This window comes from Marinomonas gallaica, from assembly GCF_049821165.1.
Classification (GTDB): Bacteria; Pseudomonadota; Gammaproteobacteria; order Pseudomonadales; family Marinomonadaceae; genus Marinomonas; species Marinomonas gallaica.
On the sequence record NZ_CP187511.1, the window covers coordinates 3,436,367 to 3,462,500 of the forward strand.

General features: G+C 44.9%; 25 protein-coding genes and 2 rRNA genes (1 of these 27 only partly in view). 3 read left to right on the forward strand and 24 right to left on the reverse strand.

Features of this window, described 5'->3' with window-relative positions; all coding sequences use genetic code 11:
• Positions 1–189 precede the first annotated feature (189 nt).
• On the reverse strand, positions 190–2,463 hold the full coding sequence (locus tag ACPUEK_RS16290) for a YgiQ family radical SAM protein (RefSeq protein WP_067218087.1): 2,274 nt from the start codon (positions 2,461–2,463) through the stop codon (positions 190–192).
• A gap of 103 nt (positions 2,464–2,566) precedes the next feature.
• Positions 2,567–3,205 (reverse strand): thiopurine S-methyltransferase, encoded by a 639-nt coding sequence (locus ACPUEK_RS16295; RefSeq protein ID WP_425641486.1) that lies wholly within the window; start codon positions 3,203–3,205, stop codon positions 2,567–2,569.
• A gap of 110 nt (positions 3,206–3,315) precedes the next feature.
• Between ACPUEK_RS16295 and ACPUEK_RS16300 the strand changes: the two genes are divergently transcribed.
• A complete protein-coding gene (locus ACPUEK_RS16300) occupies positions 3,316–3,474 on the forward strand; it encodes a DUF2496 domain-containing protein (protein WP_067218084.1) in 159 nt (52 codons plus the stop codon).
• On the opposite strand, the gene ACPUEK_RS16305 is transcribed toward ACPUEK_RS16300, so the two are convergent.
• The 18 genes from ACPUEK_RS16305 to iscR all read right to left on the reverse strand — a co-directional run bounded on the left by ACPUEK_RS16305 (position 3,452) and on the right by iscR (position 21,390).
• On the reverse strand, positions 3,452–4,558 hold the full coding sequence (locus ACPUEK_RS16305) for an enoyl-CoA hydratase/isomerase family protein (protein ID WP_067218081.1): 1,107 nt from the start codon (positions 4,556–4,558) through the stop codon (positions 3,452–3,454). The genes ACPUEK_RS16300 and ACPUEK_RS16305 overlap by 23 nt on opposite strands.
• Before the next feature lie 157 nt (positions 4,559–4,715).
• Positions 4,716–6,053 carry a ribosome biogenesis GTPase Der gene (gene der, locus ACPUEK_RS16310; RefSeq protein WP_067036322.1) on the reverse strand — a complete coding sequence of 446 codons (1,338 nt, stop codon included), beginning with the start codon at positions 6,051–6,053 and terminating at the stop codon, positions 4,716–4,718.
• A 97-nt stretch (positions 6,054–6,150) separates the two neighbouring features.
• Positions 6,151–7,281, reverse strand: a complete 1,131-nt coding sequence (bamB, locus tag ACPUEK_RS16315; RefSeq protein ID WP_067218078.1) for an outer membrane protein assembly factor BamB — start codon at positions 7,279–7,281, stop codon at positions 6,151–6,153.
• 6 nt (positions 7,282–7,287) lie between these two features.
• The gene (locus ACPUEK_RS16320) at positions 7,288–7,929 is read right to left on the reverse strand and encodes a YfgM family protein (RefSeq protein ID WP_425641488.1); all 642 of its coding nucleotides are present in this window, start codon (positions 7,927–7,929) and stop codon (positions 7,288–7,290) included.
• A 48-nt stretch (positions 7,930–7,977) separates the two neighbouring features.
• Positions 7,978–9,258 carry a histidine--tRNA ligase gene (hisS, locus tag ACPUEK_RS16325; protein WP_425641489.1) on the reverse strand — a complete coding sequence of 427 codons (1,281 nt, stop codon included), beginning with the start codon at positions 9,256–9,258 and terminating at the stop codon, positions 7,978–7,980.
• Between the two features lie 11 nt (positions 9,259–9,269).
• Entirely contained in the window at positions 9,270–10,382 is a 1,113-nt protein-coding gene (gene ispG, locus ACPUEK_RS16330; protein ID WP_067218074.1) for a flavodoxin-dependent (E)-4-hydroxy-3-methylbut-2-enyl-diphosphate synthase, read from the reverse strand.
• An 8-nt stretch (positions 10,383–10,390) separates the two neighbouring features.
• On the reverse strand, positions 10,391–11,401 hold the full coding sequence (locus ACPUEK_RS16335; RefSeq protein ID WP_425641490.1) for a RodZ domain-containing protein: 1,011 nt from the start codon (positions 11,399–11,401) through the stop codon (positions 10,391–10,393).
• A gap of 316 nt (positions 11,402–11,717) precedes the next feature.
• On the reverse strand, positions 11,718–12,833 hold the full coding sequence (rlmN, locus tag ACPUEK_RS16340) for a 23S rRNA (adenine(2503)-C(2))-methyltransferase RlmN (RefSeq protein ID WP_425641491.1): 1,116 nt from the start codon (positions 12,831–12,833) through the stop codon (positions 11,718–11,720).
• 152 nt (positions 12,834–12,985) lie between these two features.
• Positions 12,986–13,393 carry a nucleoside-diphosphate kinase gene (gene ndk, locus ACPUEK_RS16345; protein WP_067036305.1) on the reverse strand — a complete coding sequence of 136 codons (408 nt, stop codon included), beginning with the start codon at positions 13,391–13,393 and terminating at the stop codon, positions 12,986–12,988.
• A 156-nt stretch (positions 13,394–13,549) separates the two neighbouring features.
• On the reverse strand, positions 13,550–14,701 hold the full coding sequence (locus ACPUEK_RS16350) for an IscS subfamily cysteine desulfurase (RefSeq protein WP_425641492.1): 1,152 nt from the start codon (positions 14,699–14,701) through the stop codon (positions 13,550–13,552).
• A 33-nt stretch (positions 14,702–14,734) separates the two neighbouring features.
• Entirely contained in the window at positions 14,735–15,160 is a 426-nt protein-coding gene (locus ACPUEK_RS16355) for a SufE family protein (protein WP_067036299.1), read from the reverse strand.
• Between the two features lie 98 nt (positions 15,161–15,258).
• Positions 15,259–15,789, reverse strand: a complete 531-nt coding sequence (gene sufT, locus ACPUEK_RS16360) for a putative Fe-S cluster assembly protein SufT (RefSeq protein WP_067218067.1) — start codon at positions 15,787–15,789, stop codon at positions 15,259–15,261.
• Between the two features lie 4 nt (positions 15,790–15,793).
• A complete protein-coding gene (locus ACPUEK_RS16365) occupies positions 15,794–16,141 on the reverse strand; it encodes a HesB/IscA family protein (RefSeq protein WP_425641493.1) in 348 nt (115 codons plus the stop codon).
• 10 nt (positions 16,142–16,151) lie between these two features.
• Positions 16,152–17,369 carry an aminotransferase class V-fold PLP-dependent enzyme gene (locus ACPUEK_RS16370; protein ID WP_067036289.1) on the reverse strand — a complete coding sequence of 406 codons (1,218 nt, stop codon included), beginning with the start codon at positions 17,367–17,369 and terminating at the stop codon, positions 16,152–16,154.
• A gap of 11 nt (positions 17,370–17,380) precedes the next feature.
• A complete protein-coding gene (gene sufD, locus ACPUEK_RS16375) occupies positions 17,381–18,604 on the reverse strand; it encodes a Fe-S cluster assembly protein SufD (protein WP_067036286.1) in 1,224 nt (407 codons plus the stop codon).
• Between the two features lie 2 nt (positions 18,605–18,606).
• Positions 18,607–19,392: a Fe-S cluster assembly ATPase SufC gene (sufC, locus tag ACPUEK_RS16380; protein WP_067036283.1), complete on the reverse strand. Its 786-nt coding sequence runs from the start codon at positions 19,390–19,392 to the stop codon at positions 18,607–18,609.
• Positions 19,393–19,411: 19 nt separating this feature from the next.
• Positions 19,412–20,848, reverse strand: a complete 1,437-nt coding sequence (gene sufB / locus ACPUEK_RS16385; protein ID WP_067036280.1) for a Fe-S cluster assembly protein SufB — start codon at positions 20,846–20,848, stop codon at positions 19,412–19,414.
• 50 nt (positions 20,849–20,898) lie between these two features.
• The gene (iscR, locus tag ACPUEK_RS16390; protein WP_425641494.1) at positions 20,899–21,390 is read right to left on the reverse strand and encodes a Fe-S cluster assembly transcriptional regulator IscR; all 492 of its coding nucleotides are present in this window, start codon (positions 21,388–21,390) and stop codon (positions 20,899–20,901) included.
• A 235-nt stretch (positions 21,391–21,625) separates the two neighbouring features.
• Here iscR and ACPUEK_RS16395 point away from each other — a divergent pair, with 235 nt between their 5' ends.
• Positions 21,626–22,192, forward strand: a complete 567-nt coding sequence (locus tag ACPUEK_RS16395; protein WP_067218049.1) for a hypothetical protein — start codon at positions 21,626–21,628, stop codon at positions 22,190–22,192.
• 54 nt (positions 22,193–22,246) lie between these two features.
• Here the strand turns inward: ACPUEK_RS16395 and ACPUEK_RS16400 are convergent, their stop codons facing one another.
• On the reverse strand, positions 22,247–23,143 hold the full coding sequence (locus tag ACPUEK_RS16400) for a DMT family transporter (RefSeq protein ID WP_067218047.1): 897 nt from the start codon (positions 23,141–23,143) through the stop codon (positions 22,247–22,249).
• A 109-nt stretch (positions 23,144–23,252) separates the two neighbouring features.
• On the opposite strand from ACPUEK_RS16400, the gene ACPUEK_RS16405 reads away from it, so the two are divergent.
• A complete protein-coding gene (locus ACPUEK_RS16405) occupies positions 23,253–24,188 on the forward strand; it encodes a LysR substrate-binding domain-containing protein (protein WP_417504041.1) in 936 nt (311 codons plus the stop codon).
• Here the strand turns inward: ACPUEK_RS16405 and ACPUEK_RS16410 are convergent.
• The 3 genes from ACPUEK_RS16410 to ACPUEK_RS16420 all read right to left on the reverse strand — a co-directional run.
• Positions 24,172–24,828 carry a hypothetical protein gene (locus ACPUEK_RS16410; protein ID WP_425641495.1) on the reverse strand — a complete coding sequence of 219 codons (657 nt, stop codon included), beginning with the start codon at positions 24,826–24,828 and terminating at the stop codon, positions 24,172–24,174. The genes ACPUEK_RS16405 and ACPUEK_RS16410 overlap by 17 nt on opposite strands.
• Before the next feature lie 710 nt (positions 24,829–25,538).
• Positions 25,539–25,653, reverse strand: a 5S ribosomal RNA gene (rrf, locus tag ACPUEK_RS16415).
• A 190-nt stretch (positions 25,654–25,843) separates the two neighbouring features.
• Positions 25,844–26,134, reverse strand: a 23S ribosomal RNA gene (locus ACPUEK_RS16420) (it continues 2,596 nt past the right edge of the window).

Sequence of the window (26,134 nt, forward strand, 5' to 3'; positions counted from 1 at the left end):
ACCTCTTGTGGAGGTATTAACGCGGGTTAGCACCGTGTCTAATTTGATCAATGCATAATGTATACCAATAATGGGGCTGAATTATGGGAGATTTTCGAAGAGAATGCACCTTTTTAAGGGTACTTTTGCTATTACGTGAACAAGTTGGTGCAAAGGACGACCACATAGTATGCAGTCGTCCTTAATCTATTAACGGGTTCTGCTTGCTGCAGGTCGTTTCGATTTTGAACGGTTCGCACCACCACCTGTTTTAGCTGGACGGCTCTCTGTGCTGGACGCATTTGTCTTATTTTGCTTGCGCTGAGTACGCTCGTTTTCAGCGATTTTTTCAAACGTAGGGCGATTACTAGAGTGCGATGCACCCGTTTTTTGCCCTGGTTTGGCTTTCGTTGGACGACGTGGCGTACGCTTGTCTTTTTCTTCGTCTGGTACCAATTGACCTTTGCCATTACCAATCAGATCAGCACGCCCCATGACTCGCAAGGTCTCACGTAACGCAGGCCAGTTACTTGGATCATGATAACGTAAGAAGCCTTTTTGAGTCGTTCGCTGCTTGTAGTCTTTCGGGATGTAAACATCTTCACTCTTGTAGGTCACCCCTTGTAATGGGTTTTTACCTGAGTGATACATCGCTGTTGCTAACGACATTGGCGATGGGTAGAACGTTTGCACCTGATCTGGCTTGAAGTCATTTTCTTTCAACCAGACCGCTAAATTCATCATGTCTTCATCGCTAGAGCCTGGGTGAGCCGCGATAAAGTAAGGAATCAAATGCTGTTTCTTACCCGCTTCTTTTGAATACTTATCGAACATGCGCTTGAAGCGGTCATAAGTGCCCATACCCGGTTTCATCATTTTCGACAGGGTACCCATTTCAGAGTGCTCTGGCGCAATTTTTAATAACCCGCCGACATGATGCGTAACTAATTCGCGCACATACTCGGGGTCTTCTACCGCCAAGTCGTAACGTAAACCTGATGCGATCGAGATTTTATGAATACCTTCCACAGAGCGTGCTTTGCGATAGAGTGACGTCGTCGCGCTATGATCAGTCTTAAGGTTTGAACAGATCGTTGGATACACACAAGACAACTTACGACACGACGCTTGAACCTCATCATCGTTACAGTTCAACGTATACATGTTCGAAGTCGGTCCACCCAAGTCAGAAATGTGACCGGTAAAGCCGGGCACCTTTTGCTTGATGTCTTCGATTTCATTTAGGATCGATTCATGCGAACGCGATTGAATGACACGCCCTTCATGCTCAGTAATAGAGCAGAACGTACAGCCACCAAAACAACCTCGCATAATATTGATCGACGTTTTTATCATGTCATAGGCTGGGATACGCGCTTTCTGATATTTAGGGTGTGGTACACGAGCGTACGGTAAATCGAACACACCATCCATTTCTGGGGTTTCCAATGGAATTGGCGGTGGATTAACCCAAATCTCTTTTTTACCATGCTTTTGAATCAAGGCACGCGCATTGTGAGGGTTGGATTCCATGTGCAAAATACGCGAAGTATGTGCGTATAACACAGGGTCTTTTGATACTTTTTCAAAAGACGGTAAGCGAATATAGGTTTTCTCAGGGTTGAGTTTCTCACCTTTACGTAACGGCGCTGGAATCACACGAATCGGCATGACATCGTCGTCTTCTTGCTCACCAGTTTGACACTTACCTTCCGGAATGTATTCGTAGGGGCTATAAATTTTATCTACTTTGCTCGGCCAATCAACACGCGTCGAGTCGATTTCAGTGTAGCCACCTGGAGGCGTATCACGAATAATCGTGGTACCTCGGATGTTTTCCAGTTCATCCATTTTTTTACCGGCGGCGACGGCATGAGTCACATCAATAATAGCGCGTTCAGCATTACCGTAGAGCAAGATGTCGGCGGTAGAGTCCACTAACACGGAACGACGAACTTCATCATTCCAATAGTCATATTGAGCGATACGACGCAAGCTCGCTTCGATACCACCGATCATCACCGGAACGTCATGGAAGGCTTGTTTACAACGTTGCGAATAGACAATAACTGCTCGATCAGGACGTTTGCCACCTGCACCATAAGGCGTATAGGCATCGTCGTTGCGAACTTTAAGGTCGGCCGTGTAACGGTTGATCATGGAATCCATGTTACCCGCTGTCACACCAAAATACAGATTTGGACGACCCAAGCGCATGAAGTCATCAGGGCTGCGCCAATCGGGTTGATCAATAATACCGACACGAAAACCTTGAGCCTCCAAGACACGGCCCATTACTGCCATGCCAAAGCTTGGATGGTCTATATAGGCATCGCCGGTGACGATGATAACGTCACAGCTGTCCCAGCCTAAGGCATCCATTTCTTCGCGGGTAGTCGGTAAAAATGGCGCAACGCCATAACATTCGGCCCAATACTGGGGGTAAGAAAATATATCTGGAGCGGTTTTGTGTCGTTTGGTCATAAGAACTCTATCCCAAGCGATGTTCGCTTGGGAAATTGATGAATCAGGAATCGTGAATGACGGCTATTATCCCAGAAAAATACTCAGGTATATAGGGATATTATTAACCGGTAATCCGCCACACACTTTCTTCATAAAAAGTGCGTTCATGACTTTGATAACGTTCATCTAATTGGAGTAGATCTTCACTGGCTAATTTTCGTATCCAGTCACCCCACAATTCGTTCACCTCAAAGTCCAAGACCGAAAATGGAGGTCCAGCTTGATCGCCATCATAACTTAATGTAATTAGCAGCAAAGTTGCTTCCGGAGTGAGGCGCTGCTTTGTATGAAGTACATATTGCTCACGCTTTTCTTCAGGTATCGCAACCAATGCGGCACGGTCATAACAAGCATCAAAACCTGTTTCGTGAAAATCAAAGTAGTCCCCTTCCACAATACGCAAGGCTAACCCATATGCAGTATGGACTTTTAGACTGCCAACTTGCTCTGTTTGATACGTTAAATCGTTATCGCCAAAGAACTCAACCACGGCCATCGGTGACAGCTCAACACCTGTTACATCGTAGCCTTGGTTCGCTAGCCATAACAAATCGGCTGACTTGCCACATAATGGCACCAGTACCTTGGCTCCTCGACCAATCTGAGGCCAATACTGAATTAACCATGGATTGACTTCATCTCGATGAAAGCCTATTCGACCCGCTTGCCAGCGTTCTAACCAAAATTCATTTGTAACCACGCGCACCTCTAGGATGTGTTAACATTTTACTTCTTTACAGTCGTTATATTACTTATTATAGAAAAAGCTTATACCAATAACATGACAGCAAATATGCAGAAAATATCCCTATGTCGTTAGATTCCGCACCGGACCATATTAAACTAGCCGTCGACTTAATCGCACTGCTAGAAGAAAATGAAATTCCCAATGAAACGGCTATTGCCGCACTTAAAATTGTTTTACAGGACTGCGAACAAAAAGCCGCTAGCTCGATATCTGAGACCTAGCCGCCCTCGGAGCGAAATACTGATGAAGTGTCTCTTTTGGCACTTCTAACACAGACGCATGCTGCCATGTAGGCGTTTGATCTTTATCGACCAGCAAAGCTCGAACTCCTTCACAAAAGTCACCATGCACACTGATGTTGACGGATAATACGGTTTCACGTTGAAAAACGGATTCTAATGTTTGCCCTATCCCCCAGTTTAACTGCTCCAATATCAAACAGGCTGACAGCGGACTGCCTTTAAGAAAGTTATCGCGCGCAGCTTGCAAAGTTGAGCTATCAGTCTGATATTGCTTCATCGATTGATAAATATTGACGATGTCACCACTCATTAAGTTTTTCAACGCTTTGTCATGAGACATCAACTCCGGACGTAATAAAGGCACCTCATCAGCCAGCGTAAAGCCGTGCAATACTCGTTCAATATGATGAGCAACCTGGTTACGCTCAGAATTATCTATCGTACCGGATGCCAATTGCTGCAATACCTGTGTATAAGCGTCATCACATACGTAGTGCGTAGCTAGACCTAACTCACAGGCGTCTGTCGCATTAACTTGATACGCTGTTAGCGCCAAGAAACGCGCATAATGTTCGGGGAGTTGATTCAAAAAATAGCTGGCACCGACATCCGGATATAAGCCAATTTTGATTTCGGGCATCGCCAGTCGACTCGAAGGCATGACCACTCGATAATCGCCTCCCATGAACAGTCCCATACCGCCGCCCATAATATAACCATGACCCCAACTAATGACCGGTTTTTGATAGCGTTGGATTAATAAGTCCAATTGGTATTCACTACCAAAATACCGCTCACTAAACAGACCATTGTCATCCTGTTCAATCAGTGATCGATACACATCGACCACATTTCCTCCAGCGCAAAAGGCTTTTTCACCGGCACCTTCTATCCAAACCGCTGAGATAACGGGATCTTCTTGCCATACGAGTAACTGTTCAGAGATCGCTTCAATCATCTCAAGATTTAAAGCATTTAATGTGCGGGGTGAGGCAAGCCGAATGACCCCTAATTTGAAATGGCTAGCAAATGGTAGGGTTGAAAATTCCACCGATTGAGACATAAGCGCTCCGTTATTATTTTTCTTTGTGTGTCCAATTGCCTTCAAAGTAGCGGATCGTCTTTTATAGAACAATAGCTTTAAGACTAATGTCGAGCACAGACAAAAAAACCCTGCTAAGTTGTCGCCTAGCAGGGCTTTTCATATCTTTTGACTTGAATTACTTCTTCGGCGCGTATGGGTTATCCGACGATTTAAATTCAAACGAAATAGGCGTTCCCGTAATGTTTAAAACGGTACGAAATTTATTCTCTAAGTAACGCTTGTAGCTACCCGGTAATGAATTGGTTTGATTACCATGCACAACAATACGTGGAGGGTTTGAACCCCCTTGGTGAGCATAACGCAATTTGATACGGCGGCCTTTTACCATTGGTGGTTGATGCTCTGAAACCGCATCTTCAAGAATCTTAGTGAGTCGATTGGTAGACCATTTGGCATAACAAGATTCGTAAGTTTCCTCAATAGTGTCATACAGATCGCCCACGCCCGTTCCATGTAACGCGGAAATGTAGTGGACTTTCGCATAAGGCACAAAACCTAAACGACGCTCAACTTCTTTCTTAATATGTTCACGTTCGTCTTTTTTCAGACCATCCCATTTGTTGATGGCAATCACCAATCCACGACCGGCATCCAAGGCATAACCAATCATATGAAGATCTTGTTCAACCAAGTCTTCATGCGAGTCAATCACACAAATAACAACGTTAGCGTCTTGGATTGCTTGCAGTGTTTTAACAATCGAGAATTTCTCAACGGCTTCAGTAACGTGCTTACGACGACGCACCCCTGCCGTATCAATCAAGGTGTAGTCTTTGTCATGACGTTTATAAGGTATATAGACACTGTCACGGGTCGTCCCTGGCAAGTCATAAACAATTACACGCTCTTCACCCAACATGCGGTTTACTAGCGTCGACTTACCTACATTAGGGCGGCCGATGACACCGATACGAATACCTTTTGCATTAAACTCGATTTGCTCGCGTGCTTCGGCAACACGCTCAGCGAACGGCAACATGACGATATCAATCAGCGATCGCACACCTTTACCATGGGCTGCAGCGATAGAATACAACTGTCCCATACCTAGCGAGTAAAAGTCTGCTAATGCAATGTCTTCATTAATACCATCTGTTTTGTTGACCACTAAGTAAATCGTCTTTTCAGAACGACGTAAATGATTGGCGATCATTTCATCAGCAGGGTTTAAACCATGGCGGCCATCAACCAAAAACAGCACCACATCGGCTTCTTCAATAGCAAGTAGCGACTGACGTGCCATATGCTCATCAATACCCTGCTCGTCACCACTGATACCACCTGTATCAATAACGATAAATTCGTGCTCACCCGCTTTGCCATCGCCGTATTTACGGTCACGAGTTAAGCCTGGGTAATCTGCAACAAGCGCATCGCGTGAACGCGTCAGCTGATTAAACAGAGTAGATTTTCCAACATTGGGTCGACCGACCAATGCAATAACTGGGATCATTTTTTCAACCTATAAAAATACAAAGTGGCTGCTACGCCTTTTGAGCGAAGCAGCCTCTTTAAAAAGTGCTTTGAGCTTCCGCTCTAGACTACATCTGTTACCAATAGTGTAACGCAGTCACATTCGCTGTTGGCGTAAGTATAAACAATTGTTCATCATTCGACACCATGCGACTGCCAGCAGGACGTTTCGAGTCCGCCAGCGTCCACGCTTCCACTTCACCCGTGGTTCGATTTAACAAATGGATCCAACCACCACGATCCAAAACAGCTACGTATTCTTTATAAAATACAGGCGATGCCAAATCGCGCTCTTTTAACGAGTCGTTTTGCCAAAGCGTAGAACCATTACGAGCGTTTAGTGCATAGACCACATTATCTTGATCAATAATGGTTAGTTCATTACCTTTCACATCCACACCGACCGCACTGGAAATATTACGTTGCCAAACAGGACGACCTGTTTGCGGTGCGAGCGCAGTTAATGTGCCATTATAAGCCACAGAATAGATCAGCCCGTTTTCGAATACTAAACGGCCGCTAATATCAGTCAAACGCTCGATTTCGTAACGACCTTCGGGTTTACCCACTGAGTATTCCCAAATCTGGTCACCAGTACGTAAGTTATACGCTTTGACCTTACCGCTGGCGAAGCCTGCAATCACTTTGCCGCTTTCGATAATCGGGGCACTTGTACCACGAACGGTTAGAGCCGGAATATCTTCTTTATCTCGCCACAACGTTTTGCCCGTCGCGGCGTCCATAACGGTTAACCATCCATCACCCGTCTGAACCGCAACACGGCCTTCACCGTTACCTGTCTCAGACAAGATTTCGGACGTTAAAGACTGAGTCCACAGTACTTTTTGCTCAGCCAGTGATGCTGCGACCAATTCACCGTCAAAAGTACCAAAAAAGAAAGTATCGCCATCGCGAGAAACACCCGCACTCGGACGATATCCTGTTTCTAGGTGTTTCACTTGTTGACCATTTGCTTGAGCCAATTCATATAAAGCACCGCGACTCGTTACTAATGCTAGCGTGCCATCCTGCGCCACGATATTGAATGTCTCAGTTTGCTCACCTGCGCCACCATTTACTTTGGTACGCCAGTTAGCATCGAAGTACACTTCTTGATCGACGCCAGAAGGTGGCGGTAACAGTCGTGTTGAACAACCTTGTAGCAATGCAGCACTTACAACGGCTGCCGCGATCATTGGCTTCCACATAGTCAACTAGCCCTTCACCAAATCCTTCATTTTGATCTCTAATAGAGGATGCTGTGCATCTTCTCCCATTGCAGCTGCAGCACTTTCATAAGCTTCACGAGCTTGCTTTCGCTTACCCTGAGCCAATAGAATGTCGCCGCGCAGCTCTTCAACTTGTCCAGCAAACTCAGCTTGTGACACCGCACTAAGTGTTGTCATCGCTGCATCGTATTTTTCTTGCTCAGCCTGAAGTCGCGCAATTCGAATATTTGCTACGGCATCAAATGACGCATCTTCTGACTGCTCTACAACCTTTGATAGAGCACTCTCAGCGGCGTCATAATCACCCGCTTGAGCATCAATGCGCGCAACAAATAATTGGCTAAACACAGCATAGCCTGTGTCATCGTAATCATCTGCTAATTGCTGAGCAATAAAGCGCACCGTTTTCTGGTTTTCTTCTTTGTCCAGATCCGCCGCTGCTTCGGTTAGATTTTGGTACAACGATGAGGCCTCAGAAATATGATTGGCTTGGCTGTTCTGCCAAGCTTGAAGCCCAAAGTAACCGCCTACACCAACGGCTACAGCTAACACTAGAGAGGTGCCGTTTTTCTTCCACCAGTTTTTAAACGCTTCAATCTGTTCTTCTTCAGTCTTTAATTCAGACACACTTTGTTCCTCATAATCCTATTGCGAACGATGGCACCCGCAGTGCCCTTAGCCGTTTAGCTTCTCTAGCAAATTACCGACTAAATCAGAATTGGCGCAAGAAGTCTGCTCACCCGTCTGCATGTCTTTTACCTGCACAACGCCCTCTTCTACTTCGCTATCACCAATAATCAATGTGAATCGCGCACCAGACTTGTCGGCTTTTTTCATTTGATTTTTAAAATTACCACCACCGCAATGGCGCAACACAGTCCAATTTTGACCGGCATTACGTAACGATTCGGCCACAACAAATGATTGAAGTTCCGCAGCATCACCAAATGACACCATAAATACATCGGTTGTATCTTTTGCTTCGCTCGGTATTAAATCTAGCGTTTCTAGCAATAACACTAAGCGCTCAACCCCCATAGCAAAGCCTACCGCAGGGGTAGCTTTACCACCGAGTTGCTCAACTAAGCCATCATAACGACCGCCTGCACAGACAGTTGCTTGAGCACCAAGGTGCGATGTCACCCACTCAAATACTGTTTTACCGTAGTAGTCTAAGCCACGCACAAGTTTGTTATTAATCACAAACGGCACATCATTGGCTTTTAAGATCGCCTGAAGGCGGTCAAAATGCGCTTGAGATTCTTCGTCGATAAAATCCTCTAGGCTCGGTGCATTAACCAATACCTTCTGAGTATTTTCGTCTTTTGAATCCAAAATACGCAATGGATTAGTGGATAGACGACGTTGACTGTCTTCGTCCAACTGATCTTTGTATTGTGTTAGGTACTCAACCAACGCAGCTTTGAAAGATTCACGCGCTGAGGCAACACCAATCGTATTCAGTTGCAACTCAACGTGTTCAAGTAACCCCAGTTTCTTCCACAAACGCGCTGACAAAATAATCAGTTCGGCATCGATGTCCGGTGTAGCCATGCCAAAAGACTCGACACCAATCTGATGAAATTGACGGTAACGACCTTTTTGTGGGCGTTCGTAACGGAACATAGGACCGACATACCAAAGACGTTGCGTTTGATTAAACAACAACCCAGCTTGGTCTGCAGCTCGCACACAACTTGCAGTCCCTTCAGGACGCAAGGTCAGCGATTCGCCATTACGGTCATCAAAGGTGTACATTTCTTTTTCAACAATGTCCGTTGTCTCACCGACACCACGCTTGAACAACTCAGTATGCTCAACGATAGGAAAACGAATTTGCTGGTAGCCGTAGCCCGATACAACTTGAGCTACTGTTTTTTCAAGATACTGCCAAACTGAAGATTGACCTGGCAGAATGTCGTTCATTCCGCGAATTGCTTGTACTTTACGACCCACTGTTCGTGCCCTTATGACTTAGCGATAAGATTCAATTCTTGTTTCTCTTTCTCCAAGGCTTTGTCTCGAATCATTCGTTCAAGATCGTCAACCAAGGTTTCGTTTTTAACTTTTGTATTGGGCTTGCCATCTAAGTAAACCAAGTTATTTGGGCTACCGCCAGCTAAACCTAGGTCAGCCTCTTTCGCTTCACCTGGACCATTCACTACACACCCAATAACCGCAACATCCATAGAGACTTTAATGTCCTCTAGACGCTCTTCTAACTCATTCATCGTTTTGACTACGTCGAAATTTTGGCGCGAGCAGCTTGGACAGGCAATGAAGTTAATGCCACGATTACGCAGCTTCAAACTACGCAACATATCCCAACCCACTTTGACTTCTTGCACGGGATCAGCAGCTAATGAAACCCGTAAGGTGTCGCCTATGCCATCCATCAACAATAAGCCTAAGCCAATGGAGGATTTCACTGTCCCTGAACGTAAACCACCTGCTTCTGTAATCCCCAAATGAAGGGGATTATCAATCTGGCTTGCGATTTTACGGTAGGCTTCTACGGTCATAAAGACATCCGAAGCTTTTAAACTGAGTTTAAACTCTTGGAAGTCCAGTTCATCAAAATATTCGATCTGACGAAAAGCCGACTCAACCAGAGCATCGGGCGTTGGTTCACCGTATTTTTTCTGCAAGTCTTTTTCCAACGACCCTGCATTCACACCAATACGAATCGGAATGTTCTTATCACGAGCACAATCCACCACAGCACGGATGCGATCTTTATTACCGATATTACCCGGGTTAATACGCAAACAATCAACACCGTACTCAGCCACTTTCAAAGCGATTTTGTAATCGAAGTGGATGTCTGCAACCAGCGGTAGATCAACTTGCTCACGAATAGACTTAAATGCTTCTGCAGCATCTAACGATGGAACAGAGACACGTACAATATCTGCGCCAGCGTCTTGCATCGCACGAATTTGAGCGACCGTTGCCGCAACATCACAGGTTTCTGTGTTTGTCATACTTTGCACACTAATCGGTGCATCGCCGCCAACCGGTACATTTCCCACCATAATTTGGCGGGAGTGGCGACGTTTAATTGGAGATTCGAAATGCATGCTTATCTCTACTCAAGCTCAAAACGAGCTAGATCTTTACGTATATAAGTGGAAAAGTCGAATGGCTCTCCCTTGTATAGGAGCTCAGTCACGCCACGGGCGTACCCTAACGTTACTCGATATGGGGCCTGACCGTCTAATTCAAGACTGCTACCAGCGGATTTTACACCAGAAAAGATAACACGGCCTGTGCTATCGCGTACTTGTGTCCAACAATCTGCATCAAACGTCATCACAATATCATGATTAAAAGCCGGTGATTCAATCTCAATGGGAGCCGGAACAGGCTCTGGCTCACGAGTGGCTTCAACAACGTCTTGCGGATCGACTCCCGCATCTTCAAGTAAGGCAATGGTTTCTGCCGAAAGACCTGTCACTACGTCAGCTGCTTCATCCAAGACTGTTTGCGTTTCAATATTCGACAATGCGGATAAATCAAGCGATTCTAAATCCACCTCAGGCTCATTAAGTTCAGAGGCGGCCTGATCACCAGTTGGTGCATCTGTCTCAACAGACTCTTCTTCGACAGGTGTACCGTTTTGATTTTCATTTAACTCGGCAGATTGTTCTTGCACCACAGGATCTTGCTGCACATCAGGCTCAGAGGATTGGGCTGGCCACCAAAATGCGACGAACGCAATAATTGCAACAATGATAGCTGAAACAATGACAAAGATAGGGTCACGACCTGAAGCTTGAGATTTCACGTTGTCCACAGGACGAATGTTGCTTTCTTTTACGGACTGCTGCTCATCAAAAGCAGCTAAAACAGGACGATGATCTTCTCCCAACAAACGGCAATAGCTTTTAATATAGCCACGAGCAAACGTCGTTGACCGAAAACGAATGAAATCATTGTTTTCTAATGCATAGACATGCTCGATAGAAAGCTTTAATTCCGTCGCCACTTGGCGCTCATCTATAGCCAGGGTCAGACGTTTCGCCCGCAAACTCTGGCCAATATCCAGCGTTTTTCTTTCTTGTTCGCGAGCGATATCCATCTCTAAATCAGTTGTCATGGTATTACCTTGGTATAGCAGGCATGGAAGCGCTGGGCTACCCAAATGTATGGTCAGTTTCATGCGGGTGGATCGCACGACAGACAAAATGGTAGCGTTTGATTAAGTCCAATGAAGCGGACAATAAATGCCTGAATATTAATAAAAAGCGCTTTCTTTTATAAGCTTTGTATTAAATCAAGATTGTTGCCGCCCATCAAACCAATCACGCGAAAATGATGAAAATCTTTTCTATCAACGGCAAGTTTCTAAGTAAATCTGACATGTTACTTACAAGTCACGCCTATTCACTTAAAAACTGCCTTTTTGAACAACCTTATTCTGATACTTGGCGCAATTCGATGTACTTTTGCGAACGACGCGTTTTATCCATGAAATCGCCAACCAATTGACCACATGCAGCATCAATATCATCACCGCGAGTGGTACGAACCGTTACTGTATATCCATCATCGGCTAAGATTTTTTGGAAGCGTCGCGTCTGATTATTTGACGGTTTGTCGTAACCAGAGTTCGGGAAAGGATTAAACGGAATCAAGTTAATTTTACATTCTAAATCCTGCAACAACGTCGAGAGCTCACGTGCATGCACCTCTTGGTCATTGACGCCTGCCATCATTGTATATTCGATGGTGATATGTCGTTTATCAGAAAGGTTATCAAGATAATGCTGACACGCCTCGAGCAACTGTTCGATCGGGTATTTCTTATTAATTGGCACCAGTTCATTTCGCAGTGCATTGTTAGGCGCGTGCAATGAAACCGCTAATGAAACATCGGTACGTTTTACGAGATCGTAAATTCGCGGCACCACACCAGATGTACTCAGTGTTACGCGACGCTTTGATAAGCCATACGCATTGTCATGCATCATCAGGGTCATGGCGTCCACTACTGGCTCGAAGTTCATCAAAGGCTCGCCCATGCCCATCATCACTACATTTGTCACGCGACGCGGGCCACTCGGATCCATTGGACCAAAAGATTTAATCGCAATCCAAACCTGGCCAATGATTTCTGCAGCCGTAAGATTACGGTTAAAGCCCTGTTTACCTGTCGAACAAAAGCTGCAATCTAAAGAGCAACCCACTTGCGAAGAGACACATAATGTTGCGCGATCACCATCAGGAATTAATACCGCTTCAACGCAGTTGTTTTGACCACCTTCAGTACGAATGATCCACTTACGCGTGCCATCTGTAGAGATGTTTTGAGAAACGATTTCAGGTGCACGAATTTCACAAATTGTTTCAAGCTTCGCACGCAGTTTTTTACTGACATCCGTCATCTCTTCAAAGGATTCTGCGCCCTTTTGATGAATCCATTTCATCACTTGCGTTGCACGAAATTTCTTTTCGCCAATCGACTCAAAAAACTCAATCAGTTTCTCTGGAGAAAGGCCAAGTAGGTTTACTTTTGCGGTGTCAGTCATAAATATCAATCATTCGCCCTAAAGCGTTAAGTGTAGACAAAAAAGCTTCTGAAAAACGTTAATCTTTTCAGAAGCCTCTGCAAAGAAGCGGGCCATAGGCCCGCTTCTCTATAACCATCTTTCCAAAAAAGAAAAGAGAGGTTTAAAATCAATTACTTACCGAAGAAGTAAGCAATTTCACGTGCAGCAGACTCAACAGAGTCAGAACCGTGAACAGCGTTCGCATCGATAGATTCAGCGTAGTCTGCGCGTAGAGTGCCAGCCGCTGCTTCTTTAGGGTTAGTCGCACCCATTAGTTCACGGTGACGTAGAACAGCGCCTTCGCCTTCAAGAACAGAAACAACAACAGGACCAGAAGTCATGAATGCAACTAGGTCTTTGTAGAATGGACGCTCTTTATGCTCAGCGTAGAAACCACCCGCTAGCTCGTCGTCTAGTTGGATCAATTTAGCTTCAACGATTTTCAAACCAGTACGCTCGAAACGAGAGTAGATTTCACCGATTACGTTTTTAGCAACAGCATCTGGCTTGATGATAGATAGAGTGCGTTCTAGCGCCATGATAAACTCCAAAATTGTATTTCTAAGAGTACGCGATATTGCGGACTCGACTAATAAGTTTTAGCGCGTGGATTATACGCATGTCTTGATGAAATTTGTATGCGTCCACAGGCTTTTTTAAGGATAATAACGGAAAATATATCCTTTTTTCCGTTATTAAGCGCCGCGCAGTTGTAACACAGCGTTTTTGACGGTTTCAATAACAAAGTCGATCTCTTCTTCCGTGGTAAAGCGGCCAACCGACATACGCAATGAGGCATGAGCCAACTCGTCGGATAGCCCAATGGCTCGCAGCACATACGATGGTTCTAAACTTGCTGAGGTACAAGCGGAACCAGAAGAAAGCGCAACATCAGATAATGACATCAGCAATACTTCACCTTCTACACCATCGAAGCCCACGTTAACAACACCTACAACTCGATTTTCAGCGTCACCATTCAGATGTACTCCAGGCATTTGAGCTAGACCATCCCATAATTTTTCACGAAGAGCACGGATACGAGTACAGTCTTCAACCATGTCTGCTTTAGCAATGGCAAACGCCTCACCCATACCAACTATCTGGTGAGTAGCAAGCGTACCTGAACGCATACCTCGCTCATGGCCACCGCCGTGCATTTGCGCTTCGAGCTTCACCTTAGGAATACGGCGCACATACAAAGCGCCAACCCCTTTCGGACCATACGTTTTATGGGCGGTTAGCGACATCAAGTCCACTTTCATGGCATTCACATCAATGGAAACTTTACCGGTGGTTTGCGCAGCGTCAACATGAAAATAGATGCCTCTTTGACGCGTTTCATGGCCAATCGCTGCAATATCTGTCACAACACCCAGCTCATTATTGCCGTGCATCAGTGACACAAGAATGGTGTCTTCACGCAATACCTCAACAACACTAGACACGGTAATTTCACCCCGTGCATTCGGCTGTAAGTAAGTTACCTCAAACCCTTCTTGCTCAAGCTGACGACAAGGGTCAAGCACTGCTTTGTGCTCAATCATAGAGGTTACAATATGACGCCCTTTAAGTTTATTGGCATGCGCCACCCCCTTAATCGCTAAATTGTTTGCCTCGGTTGCCCCCGATGTCCATACGATTTCACGCGCTTCTGCTGCAATCAATTCTGCTACCTGTAAACGCGCATCTTCAACAGCCTCTTCAGCACGCCATCCAAATAAATGCGATCGCGAAGCAGGATTGCCAAAATTGCCGTCTTGCGTCAAACATTGCATCATTTTTTCGGCGACACGAGGATCAACTGGCGTAGTCGCTGAGTTGTCGAGGTAAACAGGTGTTTGCATGGAAATTCTCCAAGGTAACGCAAAAATTAAAAACTAAACAGACGCTTTCGCAATGGCTTGCACACGACCCACAATCGAACGCAGGCCATTACCACGAGTCGGGCTAAGATGGCTCTCTAAATCCAACTCAGAGAAATATTTGTCGATATCAAAACCAATGATTTCAGCCGGCGTTCTTTCGTTGTAAGCCGCCATCACAACACCTAACAAGCCGCGGACAATCACTGCATCACTGTCTACTGAGAAGGTCAACACCTCTCCTTTGACAGGATCTTGCGTAGCACCTGGCTGAATCCAAACGTTGCTTTGACAGCCTTTCACTAAGCGCTCAGGTGTCCGCCAAGCGTCATCAAATTCAGGCAGTGATTTACCTAAATCAATAATGTATTTGTACTTGTCTTCCCAATCATCAAAAAAGGAGATGTCATCAATAATTTCTTCTGTCGTCGGTAAAGACATAATGCCTCGCTTGTTGTGCGGTCCAAAAAGAAAACGGCCAATGGGTTAAGCATTGGCCGCTGGGTATTGTAATCGATTTTATGCTCAAACTGTATGCGTTAGAAGAACAAGCCCGCTTCGAGCTGAGCTTCTTCACTCATCATGTCACGAGACCAAGGTGGATCAAACACCAGTTCCACATGAACGTCAGTAACGTTCGGAACTTTCGCAACACGATACTTAACATCACTGACTAATACTGGCCCCATACCACAACCAGGCGCCGTCAACGTCATATTAATGTCGACACGCTTACTGTCTGCATCAATCGCAACACTGTATATCAATCCTAAAGACACTAAGCTAATCGGAATTTCTGGGTCGTATACACTATCAAGCGCTTTCCAAACTTGATCTTCTACTACCTGACCAGAACCATCGTCATTAAAGCTCAGCACTTCAGGCTCTTGACCAATTGCATCCGCATCGGTGCCATCAATCCGCAGCATGTTACCTTGAAAAGTAACGGTGTAGTTACCACCTAGCGCCTGATTGATCGTAATAAACTGACCTTCAGGGATGGTGGTAGGATCACCACTCGGTACTCGGCGAGCAGGACACTCACGTTGAGTTACGACCATTTTTTGCATGCTATTAATTCACACTAAAGCTTTCGCCACAGCCACACTCAGCTATAACGTTAGGATTATTAAATTTCACGACCTGATTGATCCCTTCTTTAACAAGATCAATTTCAGTACCTTGCAGAAGCGTCAATGACTGATCATCAATGGCCAATTTAACACCATCAAAATCTATAATCGCATCACCTGCTTCTGGCGCACTTACAATATCTAATACGTAAGCATAACCAGTACAGCCACTTTCTTTTGTACTTAACCGAACCAAGCTGGCTTCAGCGGTCAACTTCGAGGCAAAGAACTTACGTGCTGCATCGGTTAACGACACGCTTTGGTTCGGATCAAATGTTTCTGTCGACATAATATGCCTCCTAGGCCAACATCATGTGAACTTTCTTCAATGCTTTGAAGAACAGTTCCACTTCTTCAATTGTGTTGTAGATAGAGAAAGACATACGGGCGGTTCCAGGGACACCAAAACGTGCCATTAATGGCTGGGCACAGTGATCTCCCGTACGAATAGCAATACCTTGGCGGTCCAATAAGAACCCAATGTCAGCTGGGTGACCTTGATCGAGCACGAAACTAAATGCTCCGACTTTATGCTCCGCTTCGCCAATCATACGTAAGCCATCAAACTCTTTGGCAAGCTCTGTTGCGCGAGACATCAATGCCTGCTCATGGGCCGCAACCTCAGCATGATCAAAAGCATCGAACCAACGAATCGCCTCACCTAAAGCAATCGCATCACCCACATTTGGCGTACCCGCTTCTAGACGATACGGTAAAACGTTCCAAGTGGCATCTTGAAGCGTTACCGTTGCAATCATCTCACCACCGGTTTGCCATACAGGCCACTCAGCCAATAATGCTTCTTTGCCCCATAAAACTCCCACGCCCATTGGTGCGTAAATTTTATGGCCCGAGAATGCATAAAAATCACAGCCTATCGCTTGCACATCCACATCACCATGAGCAATGCCTTGCGCGCCATCCACCAACACCCACGCATCGAATTTCTTCGCTTGTTCTGTTAACCACGCAATAGGGTTAACCGTTCCCAGCGAGTTCGATACATGTGGAAAAGCAACCAGTTTGGTATTTTCATTTAACAATGAAACATACGCATCTAAGTCAAGCTCGCCTTTATCCGTCACGGGTACGGTACGTAATGTCGCACCCGCTACTTTACAGGCTTGCTGCCAAGTAACGATATTGGCATGATGCTCCATCCCCGTCACAATCACTTCATCAGTGCTTTTCAGCAACTTAGACAAACCGTTAGCAATCATATTGATGCCTTCGGTTGTGCCCGATGTCCAAATCACTTCTTCACGCTTTGGCGCATTAATAAAGTCTTTAACGATGTCGCGCGCGTGTTCAAATTTACGCGTCGCTTCGTCGGCTAGACGATGAGCACCTCGATGTACATTTGAATTATAAAGAGAGTAATACTCCACCAGCGCATCGATAACACACTGCGGCTTCTGAGTCGTCGCTGCATTATCAAGATAGACCAGAGGGTTGCCATCGATTTCGCGTTTTAAAATTGGAAACTGCTCACGAATAGCAGCGACATCAAGACTCATATGCTTCTCGCTTATTTTACTTCCATCTGAGCAAATCGATCACGAATAATCGGACGTACCCATTCTGCTAGTGCAGCAGTAGGCATCTGATCAATCAACTCATTAATAAACCCAAAACTCAGCATTAGCTGTGCTTGAGAACGACTTACGCCACGTGTTTGTAGGTAGTACAATGCTTTTTTGTCGATCTCTGCAATGGTTGCACCATGAGCACAACGCACATCATCGGCATAGATCTCCAACTCAGGCTTAGTATTGATTTCCGCTTTATCAGACAACAAAAGGTTGCGATTATTTAGCTCTGCAAGCGTCTTTTGCGCATCACGATGAATATGAATACGGCCATTGAACACTGCGCGACTGCGATCACCCGCTATACCACGAATATTCTCTTCCGTTGTACAGTTTGGTACGGCATGCTCAACGTTTGCGTGTAAATCAAATAATTCAGTGCCATCTAATAAATAAATCGCATTCAACTTAGCTTCGGCTTTTTCACCTGCATAAATGATATCGGTATCGATACGTTGCAAATCACTACCAAAGCCAATAATGCTGCTGTTTAGCGTCGCTTTACCCAGCAATTTAAAGTGACTGCCACCCAAAGCAACATTATCACCCGCTTGCAATGCAAAACGGTAATGCTCGAGATGGGCTTCAACACCAATCAGAAATTCGGTGTAAGCCGTTGTTAATGTCGCGCCATGCGCTTCAGCATTTTCAACAACTTTTAACGCAGCACCCGCTTCTAGCTCAACCACCACGCGAATATGACCTTGTGCGCCATTGCTTAGTAAATTATTGATTCGTAAAACCGAGTCAATTTTTACGTTCTCAGCAACAGTAACCACAGCGACATCGGCGGCTAACACATCATTAACTAAGCCAAAAATATGACGTTCAGGCTTAATCGTAGTGAACAAATCAGACTCTTGCATTTCAATAGTAAGACCTTCAGGTAGGTCTTCTGGCATTGAAACCAATTGACCATCTACAAACGTCAACTCTAGGAAATCAAGACCCACTACGTCTACTGGCGTTAGCTCAGGCGACTCTTCTTTAAAAACCGCTGAACTACGCTCAACAGCACGAAGCGGCGTGTATTTCCATGCTTCAGTTTTACGGCTAGGCCATTTCGTATCTTTCAGCAGCGCCAATGACACAGCACGCTGATCTGCAAAACCATCTTGGATGCTATCTGCATGAGCGATGGCGTGTTGTAACCATTCACTCATGATTAATCCTCAATTTCGTCTTCTGTAGGCTCTGTTTGCAGCCAAGCGTAACCTTGTGCTTCCAGCTCTTTCGCTAGAGAGGCGTCGCCACTCTTAACAATTTTACCGTCTGCTAATACGTGCACGAAATCTGGTTTGATGTAGTCCAGAAGACGCTGGTAGTGGGTAACAACAATAAAGCTGCGCTCTGAATCACGCTGACTGTTTACACCATTTGCAACCACTTGCATCGCGTCGATATCCAAACCTGAGTCTGTTTCATCAAGGATGCACAGCTTCGGCTTAAGAAGAATCATTTGCATGATTTCATTACGCTTCTTCTCACCGCCTGAAAACCCTTCGTTAACACCACGCTTCAAGAATGAAACAGGTAAGTTAACTTGCTTACACGCTTCTTTGGCAAGCTTCAAAAACTCAGCTGACGTAAGCGCTTCTTCACCACGAGCTTCACGTTGAGAGTCAACAGACACCTTTAAGAATTCAAGGTTACTAACGCCAGGAATCTCGACTGGATATTGGAACGCTAGAAATAGGCCGGCACGTGCGCGCTCTTCTACATCCATATCAAACAGATCTTGACCATCCAGCGTTGCCGAACCACTGTCTACTTCGTAACCATCTCGACCTGAAAGCACATAACCTGTTGTTGATTTACCTGCACCGTTCGGGCCCATGATGGCATGAACTTCACCAGGTTTAATGTCTAGGTTGAGACCTTTGAGAATGTTTTTTTCTTCTACACTTGCGTGCAAATCTTTGATCGATAACAAAACGTTTTCGTTTGACATGTTCAATGGGTTCCTCAACCTAACCTACAGAGCCTTCAAGGCTAATTTCGAGAAGTTTGCCCGCTTCAACGGCAAACTCCATAGGGAGTTCTTTAAATACTTCTTTGCAGAAGCCGTTTACAATCATCGATACCGCTTTTTCAGGATCAACTCCACGCTGTCGACACAAAAACATCTGATCATCACTTACTTTCGATGTCGTCGCCTCGTGCTCAACAATCGCTGATGGATTGCGGCTTTCTACGTATGGGAATGTGTGAGCACCACACTGATCACCGATCAGTAATGAATCACACTGAGTAAAGTTACGCGCACCTTCCGCACCTGGATTCATTCGCACAAGACCGCGGTAGGAATTATTACTCTTACCGGCAGAAATACCTTTCGAAATGATCGTTGATTTGGTGTTCTTACCAATATGGATCATTTTTGTACCGGTATCCGCCTGCTGGCGACCACGCGTCAAGGCAACAGAATAGAATTCACCAATACTGTTATCGCCTTTTAAGACACAGCTTGGGTATTTCCACGTAACAGCAGAACCGGTTTCTACCTGAGTCCAAGAAATCTTGGCATTGGTATGGCATATCCCACGCTTAGTTACAAAGTTATAAATACCGCCTTTACCGTCTTCATCACCTGGATACCAGTTTTGAACCGTTGAGTATTTAATTTCTGCATTGTCCAACGCAACCAATTCAACAACCGCGGCGTGCAATTGATTCTCATCACGCTGAGGTGCTGTACAACCTTCAAGATAACTTACGTGAGAACCTTCATCGGCAATGATCAAGGTGCGCTCAAACTGCCCCGTATTTTGCTCGTTAATACGGAAGTAAGTTGATAGCTCCATTGGACAACGAGTGCCTTTGGGGATGTAGACAAATGAACCATCTGTAAACACAGCGCAGTTAAGTGCTGCGAAATAGTTGTCTTTTGTCGGTACGACGCTACCAATGTACTTTTTAATTAGGTCTGGATATTTGTGAACCGCTTCTGAAATAGGGCAGAAAATAACGCCTGCTTCTTCTAACTTTTCACGGAAAGTCGTTACAACTGAAACAGAGTCAAATACTGCGTCAACAGCAATGCCTGCCAACATTTGCTGCTCGACTAACGGAATTCCCAGCTTTTCGTAGGTACGTAAAAGCTCTGGATCCACTTCATCAAGAGACTTAGGCTTGTCTTTCATACTCTTTGGTGCAGAGTAATAAGACACCGATTGCAAGTCAATTTTAGGATAGGACAGATGAGCCCAATCAGGCTCTTCCATTTCTTGCCAAACACGAAACGCTTTAAGACGCCACTCGAGCATCCATTCAGGTTCACCTTTGACCTCAGAGATTCGGCGAATCACGTCTTCATCGAGACCAGGCTCGAAGGTTTCTGATTCCACTGCAGAAACGAAGCCCGCTTCGTACTCTCGAGCTAACGCCTTATCAATCTGCTCAGTCATATTAGAAACTCACTCATTCTTCCAGGGACATGCCCTGCTAGTTGTGTTCGTTAACCGATGAGGGCTGCAGAGATCTTCTCTTGAGAAGCTGTAGCCGACACCTTGCCGTCTTTATTTTGTCGCTCGGCAACAAGCCGAACATCTTGGCGATTGACCAATTTCTCAAGACTAATTTGACTCAAAAAATCATGGATCTGATCACTCAAATCACACCATAAATGATGCGTCAGGCAAGTATGACCACCTTGGCAATCACTCTTCCCTTGGCAACCTGTTGCATCTACAGATTCGTTTACCGCATCTACAATCTGCGCCACATAAATTTCACTTCGATCGCGACTCAAGCGATATCCGCCACCTGGGCCCCGAACACTGGTTACTAACTCTTTTTTACGGAGCTTTGCAAACAGCTGCTCAAGATAGGACAAAGAGATACTTTGCCTAATCGATATATCTGAAAGCGAAACAGGTCCATTGTCTGTGTGCAGCGCTAAATCAAGCATTGCAGTTACCGCGTAACGACCTTTTGTTGTTAAGCGCATAAACTTTCCACTTAAGTGCTAATGAATATTTCGATCATACACAAAACCTACTATTTTGATCAAGTATTTACCTGACAAATTTAGTAGGTTATTAGCACATATTTAGAATCTGCGGTATTTTAAGGGCAACACTACTAAAACTGAATAAATTCCAGCATATTTGTTGTTATATCTTTATGGTTTTATCCGATACGTATAAGAAGTAATCAAATCGCTAGCAGCTAAGAGGGTATCTATGAGTCAATCAGCAGGAAATAAAGATCAGTCGGACGCTCAAGACAGCACCCCACCCAAAAAAAGTAAGCTACCAATTGGCTTAGTCGTTAGCTTTTTACTTTGCTTTCTCATCAGCGTATCCGCTTCAGCGGCTCTGACATACTTTCTTACGTCTTCAAACAATAACGAAGAGATGATGGCAGAGACACAAACCAAAGTAGAAAATCAATTGAATGCTATGCGCCAGAGTATAGAGCAGCAAAACACTCAGTTAAGTGCCATAAGCGCCGAAAACGAAACACTTAAAACCTATCTACGCCACAGCAGCGCCAATGCACTAAAGAATATTTTGATTGATCAAGAAGAGAATATTCAGGCCTACCTTGCAGTAATGAGGCAGGCAATTGGTGACTTAAGTGACATGCTACCAAACAGCTCTGACTGGGAAACCACCTACCAATATCAAATGGATTTAGCGCTTAAAGCAAGCATGGAGCGAACCACTCTACTCAACCTTTTGAAGACAGGTGAGCCACAACAGAACAATTCTTCTTTACCACCAAAATCTCCAACAAAAAGCAACTAACAGCAAAAAGCCCAGCTTACAAACTGGGCTTTTTTTCAGCGGCACTTCTATAACTTAAAACTCTGGCACCGATGCCTGCGCGGCCAACTCTCTGCGCTTACGTCGCTCAGCCATAATGTCTTTTCGTCCAATATAAATCAGCGGCACCACAATTAAAGCAGCGCCAAGCAATAAACTCATATCAACCGTTTCAGCAAACATAAACCAACCAGCAAATATCGCAAACAATAGACCAGAGTATTCTGCTGAACTCACTTGGCTAGACGCCACATAACGATATCCAACCAAGCAACCTAAGCTATACAGCACCGAACAAATCGACGCACCAAATGCCAGCCCAAGCTGCTCCCAAGAAAGAGAACCGCCTTCCCATATTGCAAGGCCACCGGCTAAAGGCAATGCACACATTTGCGCTATAAATAATCCATGCATCGCTCCCTGCCCTTCAGGCAACTTACGAACCAGTAAGCTATTAACAGCCAGAACGAATGCGAATCCTAACGCACTTAACATCCCCCAGCCAATATAGCTTGGCTTAAGAATCACTAGCACACCTAAGAAGCCAGATACCGCTGCAAAAACCACCGTCTTAGTGAGCCTCTCCTTATAAAAGATAACCGCTAACAAAATGATAAAAATTGGTGCTGTATAGAAAACCGCATTCGCCGTCGCGAGAGGTAGCTGGGATAAGGAAATCACCAACAACACCGACGTAAGAATCCAAAGGTTACCCCTTAAAATATGTAACTTTAGCCCCTCTAATGGACGCTCAACTCGTTTGCCGACAACAAATGGAAGCAGCACAAGACACATAAAGAGAACGCGATAAAACGTAAACTGGAAAACAGCTTCGTTAGCATTGGCAAGCTTTACCAATACATCACATACTGTCGCCATTAAGTTACCCATCACTAACACTAAAATGGCACTACTGATTGTTTTACCTGACACGGCAATACACCTTTCATCAAATTACTAATTGGCGCGGAGTATAGAGAGGATATAGAATTCAATAAAATGATATAATTTACTTTAGTATTAGTTTTTTAGATGGATAAATATGAACCTACCTCCTCTCAAAACACTACCTGTATTCGAAGCCGTTGCGCGATTGAATAGCTTTTCACTTGCCGCAAACGAGCTGCACATTACCCAAAGTGCAGTTTCTCATCACATCAAAACACTTGAAGATCACCTTGGAGAGCAGCTCTTTATCCGCTCAGGAAGAAAGCTGGAATTGACCACTGAAGGCAAACTCTATCTTGACAATATCACCGGCTCTTTAAACCAAATAGCTCGGGCAACGGAGAATGTAAAAGGTGTTACTGAAACAAAATTGAGGCTGGCTGTTTACAGCTCATTTGCCGTTTACTGGCTTATCCCACGCTTACCAAACCTTAAGCGACAATATCCAAACTTAGATCTCACTATTGAAATGACGTTCTCTGAGCCTGAGCTATCAGATAGAACAGCAGACTGTTTTATTACTATTGAAAGTGAAAAACGAGGATTTGATTTTGAATGGTTCTATACGGAACGATTATTCCCAGTATGCAATCAAAGCTTTTATCAAGAGCTTTTGTCTGAGCTTAATGTATTCAGTGATAAGGAACTACAACACGAACTAAAAACAAACCCTGAAATACTAGCAAGGTTTCCATTAATTACGTCCTACAGCATGTATGAGAGTTACGCTGAAGACTGGAGAAGATGGTTTAAGGAACAGGGTAAAGAGCTACCCGATGACATCAACTTTCATCGGTTTAGCCATCTAATGCTTGCTCATGAGGCAGCAGCGCACTCCTTAGGCATCGCGCTAGTCAACGACTATATGTTTAACGAAAACGACCCTAAGGATGGGCTAATCAAACTGCCCTGTGTTGCACATAATGCTGAAGACCGATTTTATATTGCCTACAAACACAGCAGAAGGCATGAACCAGCGCTTAAGCAGCTAAGGCACTGGCTGAGAAATGAACTTAATGAGCTAACTTAGATTTAGCATAATTATCAGACGTAACTCGTGAAGCGGCTTTATTTTGTTTCACCGCAGCACAGACGAAATAAAGCAGCTCCGTCGCCGCAATCATGACTATTGCGTAACCGAGTAACTCTGTTCCCTCCTCCACTACATTTTTCACTGAACGTACGTATGCATCGCCCATCAAACTATGCCAAAAACTAGTTCGTCCAAACATTCGAGAAAAGGCCAACACTATAACCAAACCAGACACAACAAACCCGAAGCTAGAGGTCTCCGAAAAGTGCTTTAACGAGTAGTAGCTTTCTTTTACTTGATGGCGCAAATAATAAAGCGTCATCGCCAGAATACCGCCCACGAACAATTGCCAAGCACCGTCGAATACATAGAGATCCAAGAATGAATCTGATTCACGGACAAACATCATAAACATTAAAGCACTGAGTAAAATACATGCCTGACGCAGTGACTTAGAAAAATATGCGCACACCAAAAAAGTCAACGCACTAGAGAATGTAAATAAATCCTGCATTCTCTCTACCAATGATGACTCACTGTACTCTGCAGCCGTACCCAGCTGATAAGCTTCTAAAGAAATACAGTGAGCCACCCCGACTAATGCAAATAGATAAATAAAACCACGAAGAAAAAACATCACATCACCTAGCAGACTTTTATTAAGTTAATATTAAATAACTTAAGTTTTTATATACATAGCCGCTTTGGTTGTTCCTAAGTAGTTATCATTAGTCAAATACCGTGCACTAACTCGCCTATAGGTAGAGCAAGCAACTTAATTTAACCCGCTAACTCGACTAATCGAGCTAAGTTGTTCGAGAGTGTTTACGAGAATCAGTCAAAACATATCAAGTAAGCCCTAGCCTTTTTATGTTACGCGTCGAAGTATGAGACAGGCGCAAGCGAGGCACAGAAGGGGTGCGTAATCTAGCTGCGTTGAGATGCGAAAAACCGCAGACACAAAAAAGCCCTGACAGCATCGCTATCAGGGCTTCCTTTGTAGGATGCTTGACGATATCTATGCCCTTGCGGGACTCTCACAGGTAATCTCCCACACTACCATCGGCGATGGTGAGCGCCTGCGGCGTGTTGAGAGCCACTTATGAGTTCGGGATGGGATCAGGTGGTGCTATGCCTGTGTTTTTCTGAACGCCTTCTCTGGTCGATGCCATAAGGCGCACGCATTTGATGTCACGCGCTGACGCGTCGAAGCATGAGACAGGCGCAAGCGGGGTACAAAAGGGATGCGCAATCTAACTGAGTTGATGCGTTGATGCCTGAGATGAGGAAAATCGCAGACACAAAAAAGCCCTGACAGCATCGCTATCAGGGCTTCCTTTGTATGATGCTTGACGACGACCTACTCTCACATGGGATCTCCCACACTACCATCGGCGATGGCGCCTTTCACTTCTGAGTTCGGGATGGGATCAGGTGGTTCAACGCCTCTATGATCGTCAAGCAAACGGGTTTGCGATCGTTTTGGGGGGCTTCTGTTTGCCTTAGCCAAAACACGCAAGTTCGTGAACTTGAGTCTTTAACAATAAAACTTTTGAAATAGTAATAACCAAGTATCAAACCAGTGTTGGTATCGTAGTCTGTAGTACAGCGAGTATGTTTTCTTCACACTCTTGAAACCATTTTGGTGTTATATGGTCAAGCCTCACGAGCAATTAGTATTGGTTAGCTCAATGCCTCACAGCACTTACACACCCAACCTATCAACGTCCTAGTCTCGAACGGCTCTTTAGGGCACTTTAAGTGCCAGTGAGATCTTATCTTGAAGGAGGCTTCCCGCTTAGATGCTTTCAGCGGTTATCCCGTCCGAACATAGCTACCCGGCAATGCCACTGGCGTGACAACCGGAACACCAGAGGTTCGTTCACTCCGGTCCTCTCGTACTAGGAGCAACTCTTCTCAAATCTCAAACGTCCACGGCAGAT

Bases quoted from the DNA above. Each gene is read 5' to 3' on its own strand.
- ACPUEK_RS16350 (WP_425641492.1), bottom strand. From the start codon at position 14,701: ATGCAAACACCTGTTTACCTCGACAACTCAGCGACTACGCCAGTTGAT.
- ACPUEK_RS16300 (WP_067218084.1), top strand. From the start codon at position 3,316: ATGTCGTTAGATTCCGCACCGGACCATATTAAACTAGCCGTCGACTTA.
- ACPUEK_RS16290 (WP_067218087.1), bottom strand. From the start codon at position 2,463: ATGACCAAACGACACAAAACCGCTCCAGATATATTTTCTTACCCCCAG.
- rlmN (WP_425641491.1), bottom strand. From the start codon at position 12,833: ATGACTGACACCGCAAAAGTAAACCTACTTGGCCTTTCTCCAGAGAAA.
- ACPUEK_RS16405 (WP_417504041.1), top strand. From the start codon at position 23,253: ATGAACCTACCTCCTCTCAAAACACTACCTGTATTCGAAGCCGTTGCG.
- sufT (WP_067218067.1), bottom strand. From the start codon at position 15,789: ATGCAAAAAATGGTCGTAACTCAACGTGAGTGTCCTGCTCGCCGAGTA.
- ACPUEK_RS16335 (WP_425641490.1), bottom strand. From the start codon at position 11,401: ATGACAACTGATTTAGAGATGGATATCGCTCGCGAACAAGAAAGAAAA.
- ACPUEK_RS16305 (WP_067218081.1), bottom strand. From the start codon at position 4,558: ATGTCTCAATCGGTGGAATTTTCAACCCTACCATTTGCTAGCCATTTC.
- ACPUEK_RS16410 (WP_425641495.1), bottom strand. From the start codon at position 24,828: ATGTTTTTTCTTCGTGGTTTTATTTATCTATTTGCATTAGTCGGGGTG.
- ispG (WP_067218074.1), bottom strand. From the start codon at position 10,382: ATGCATTTCGAATCTCCAATTAAACGTCGCCACTCCCGCCAAATTATG.
- ACPUEK_RS16355 (WP_067036299.1), bottom strand. From the start codon at position 15,160: ATGTCTTTACCGACGACAGAAGAAATTATTGATGACATCTCCTTTTTT.
- iscR (WP_425641494.1), bottom strand. From the start codon at position 21,390: ATGCGCTTAACAACAAAAGGTCGTTACGCGGTAACTGCAATGCTTGAT.
- ACPUEK_RS16365 (WP_425641493.1), bottom strand. From the start codon at position 16,141: ATGTCGACAGAAACATTTGATCCGAACCAAAGCGTGTCGTTAACCGAT.
- sufB (WP_067036280.1), bottom strand. From the start codon at position 20,848: ATGACTGAGCAGATTGATAAGGCGTTAGCTCGAGAGTACGAAGCGGGC.
- ndk (WP_067036305.1), bottom strand. From the start codon at position 13,393: ATGGCGCTAGAACGCACTCTATCTATCATCAAGCCAGATGCTGTTGCT.
- der (WP_067036322.1), bottom strand. From the start codon at position 6,053: ATGATCCCAGTTATTGCATTGGTCGGTCGACCCAATGTTGGAAAATCT.
- ACPUEK_RS16395 (WP_067218049.1), top strand. From the start codon at position 21,626: ATGAGTCAATCAGCAGGAAATAAAGATCAGTCGGACGCTCAAGACAGC.
- sufD (WP_067036286.1), bottom strand. From the start codon at position 18,604: ATGAGTGAATGGTTACAACACGCCATCGCTCATGCAGATAGCATCCAA.
- ACPUEK_RS16370 (WP_067036289.1), bottom strand. From the start codon at position 17,369: ATGAGTCTTGATGTCGCTGCTATTCGTGAGCAGTTTCCAATTTTAAAA.
- sufC (WP_067036283.1), bottom strand. From the start codon at position 19,392: ATGTCAAACGAAAACGTTTTGTTATCGATCAAAGATTTGCACGCAAGT.
- bamB (WP_067218078.1), bottom strand. From the start codon at position 7,281: ATGTGGAAGCCAATGATCGCGGCAGCCGTTGTAAGTGCTGCATTGCTA.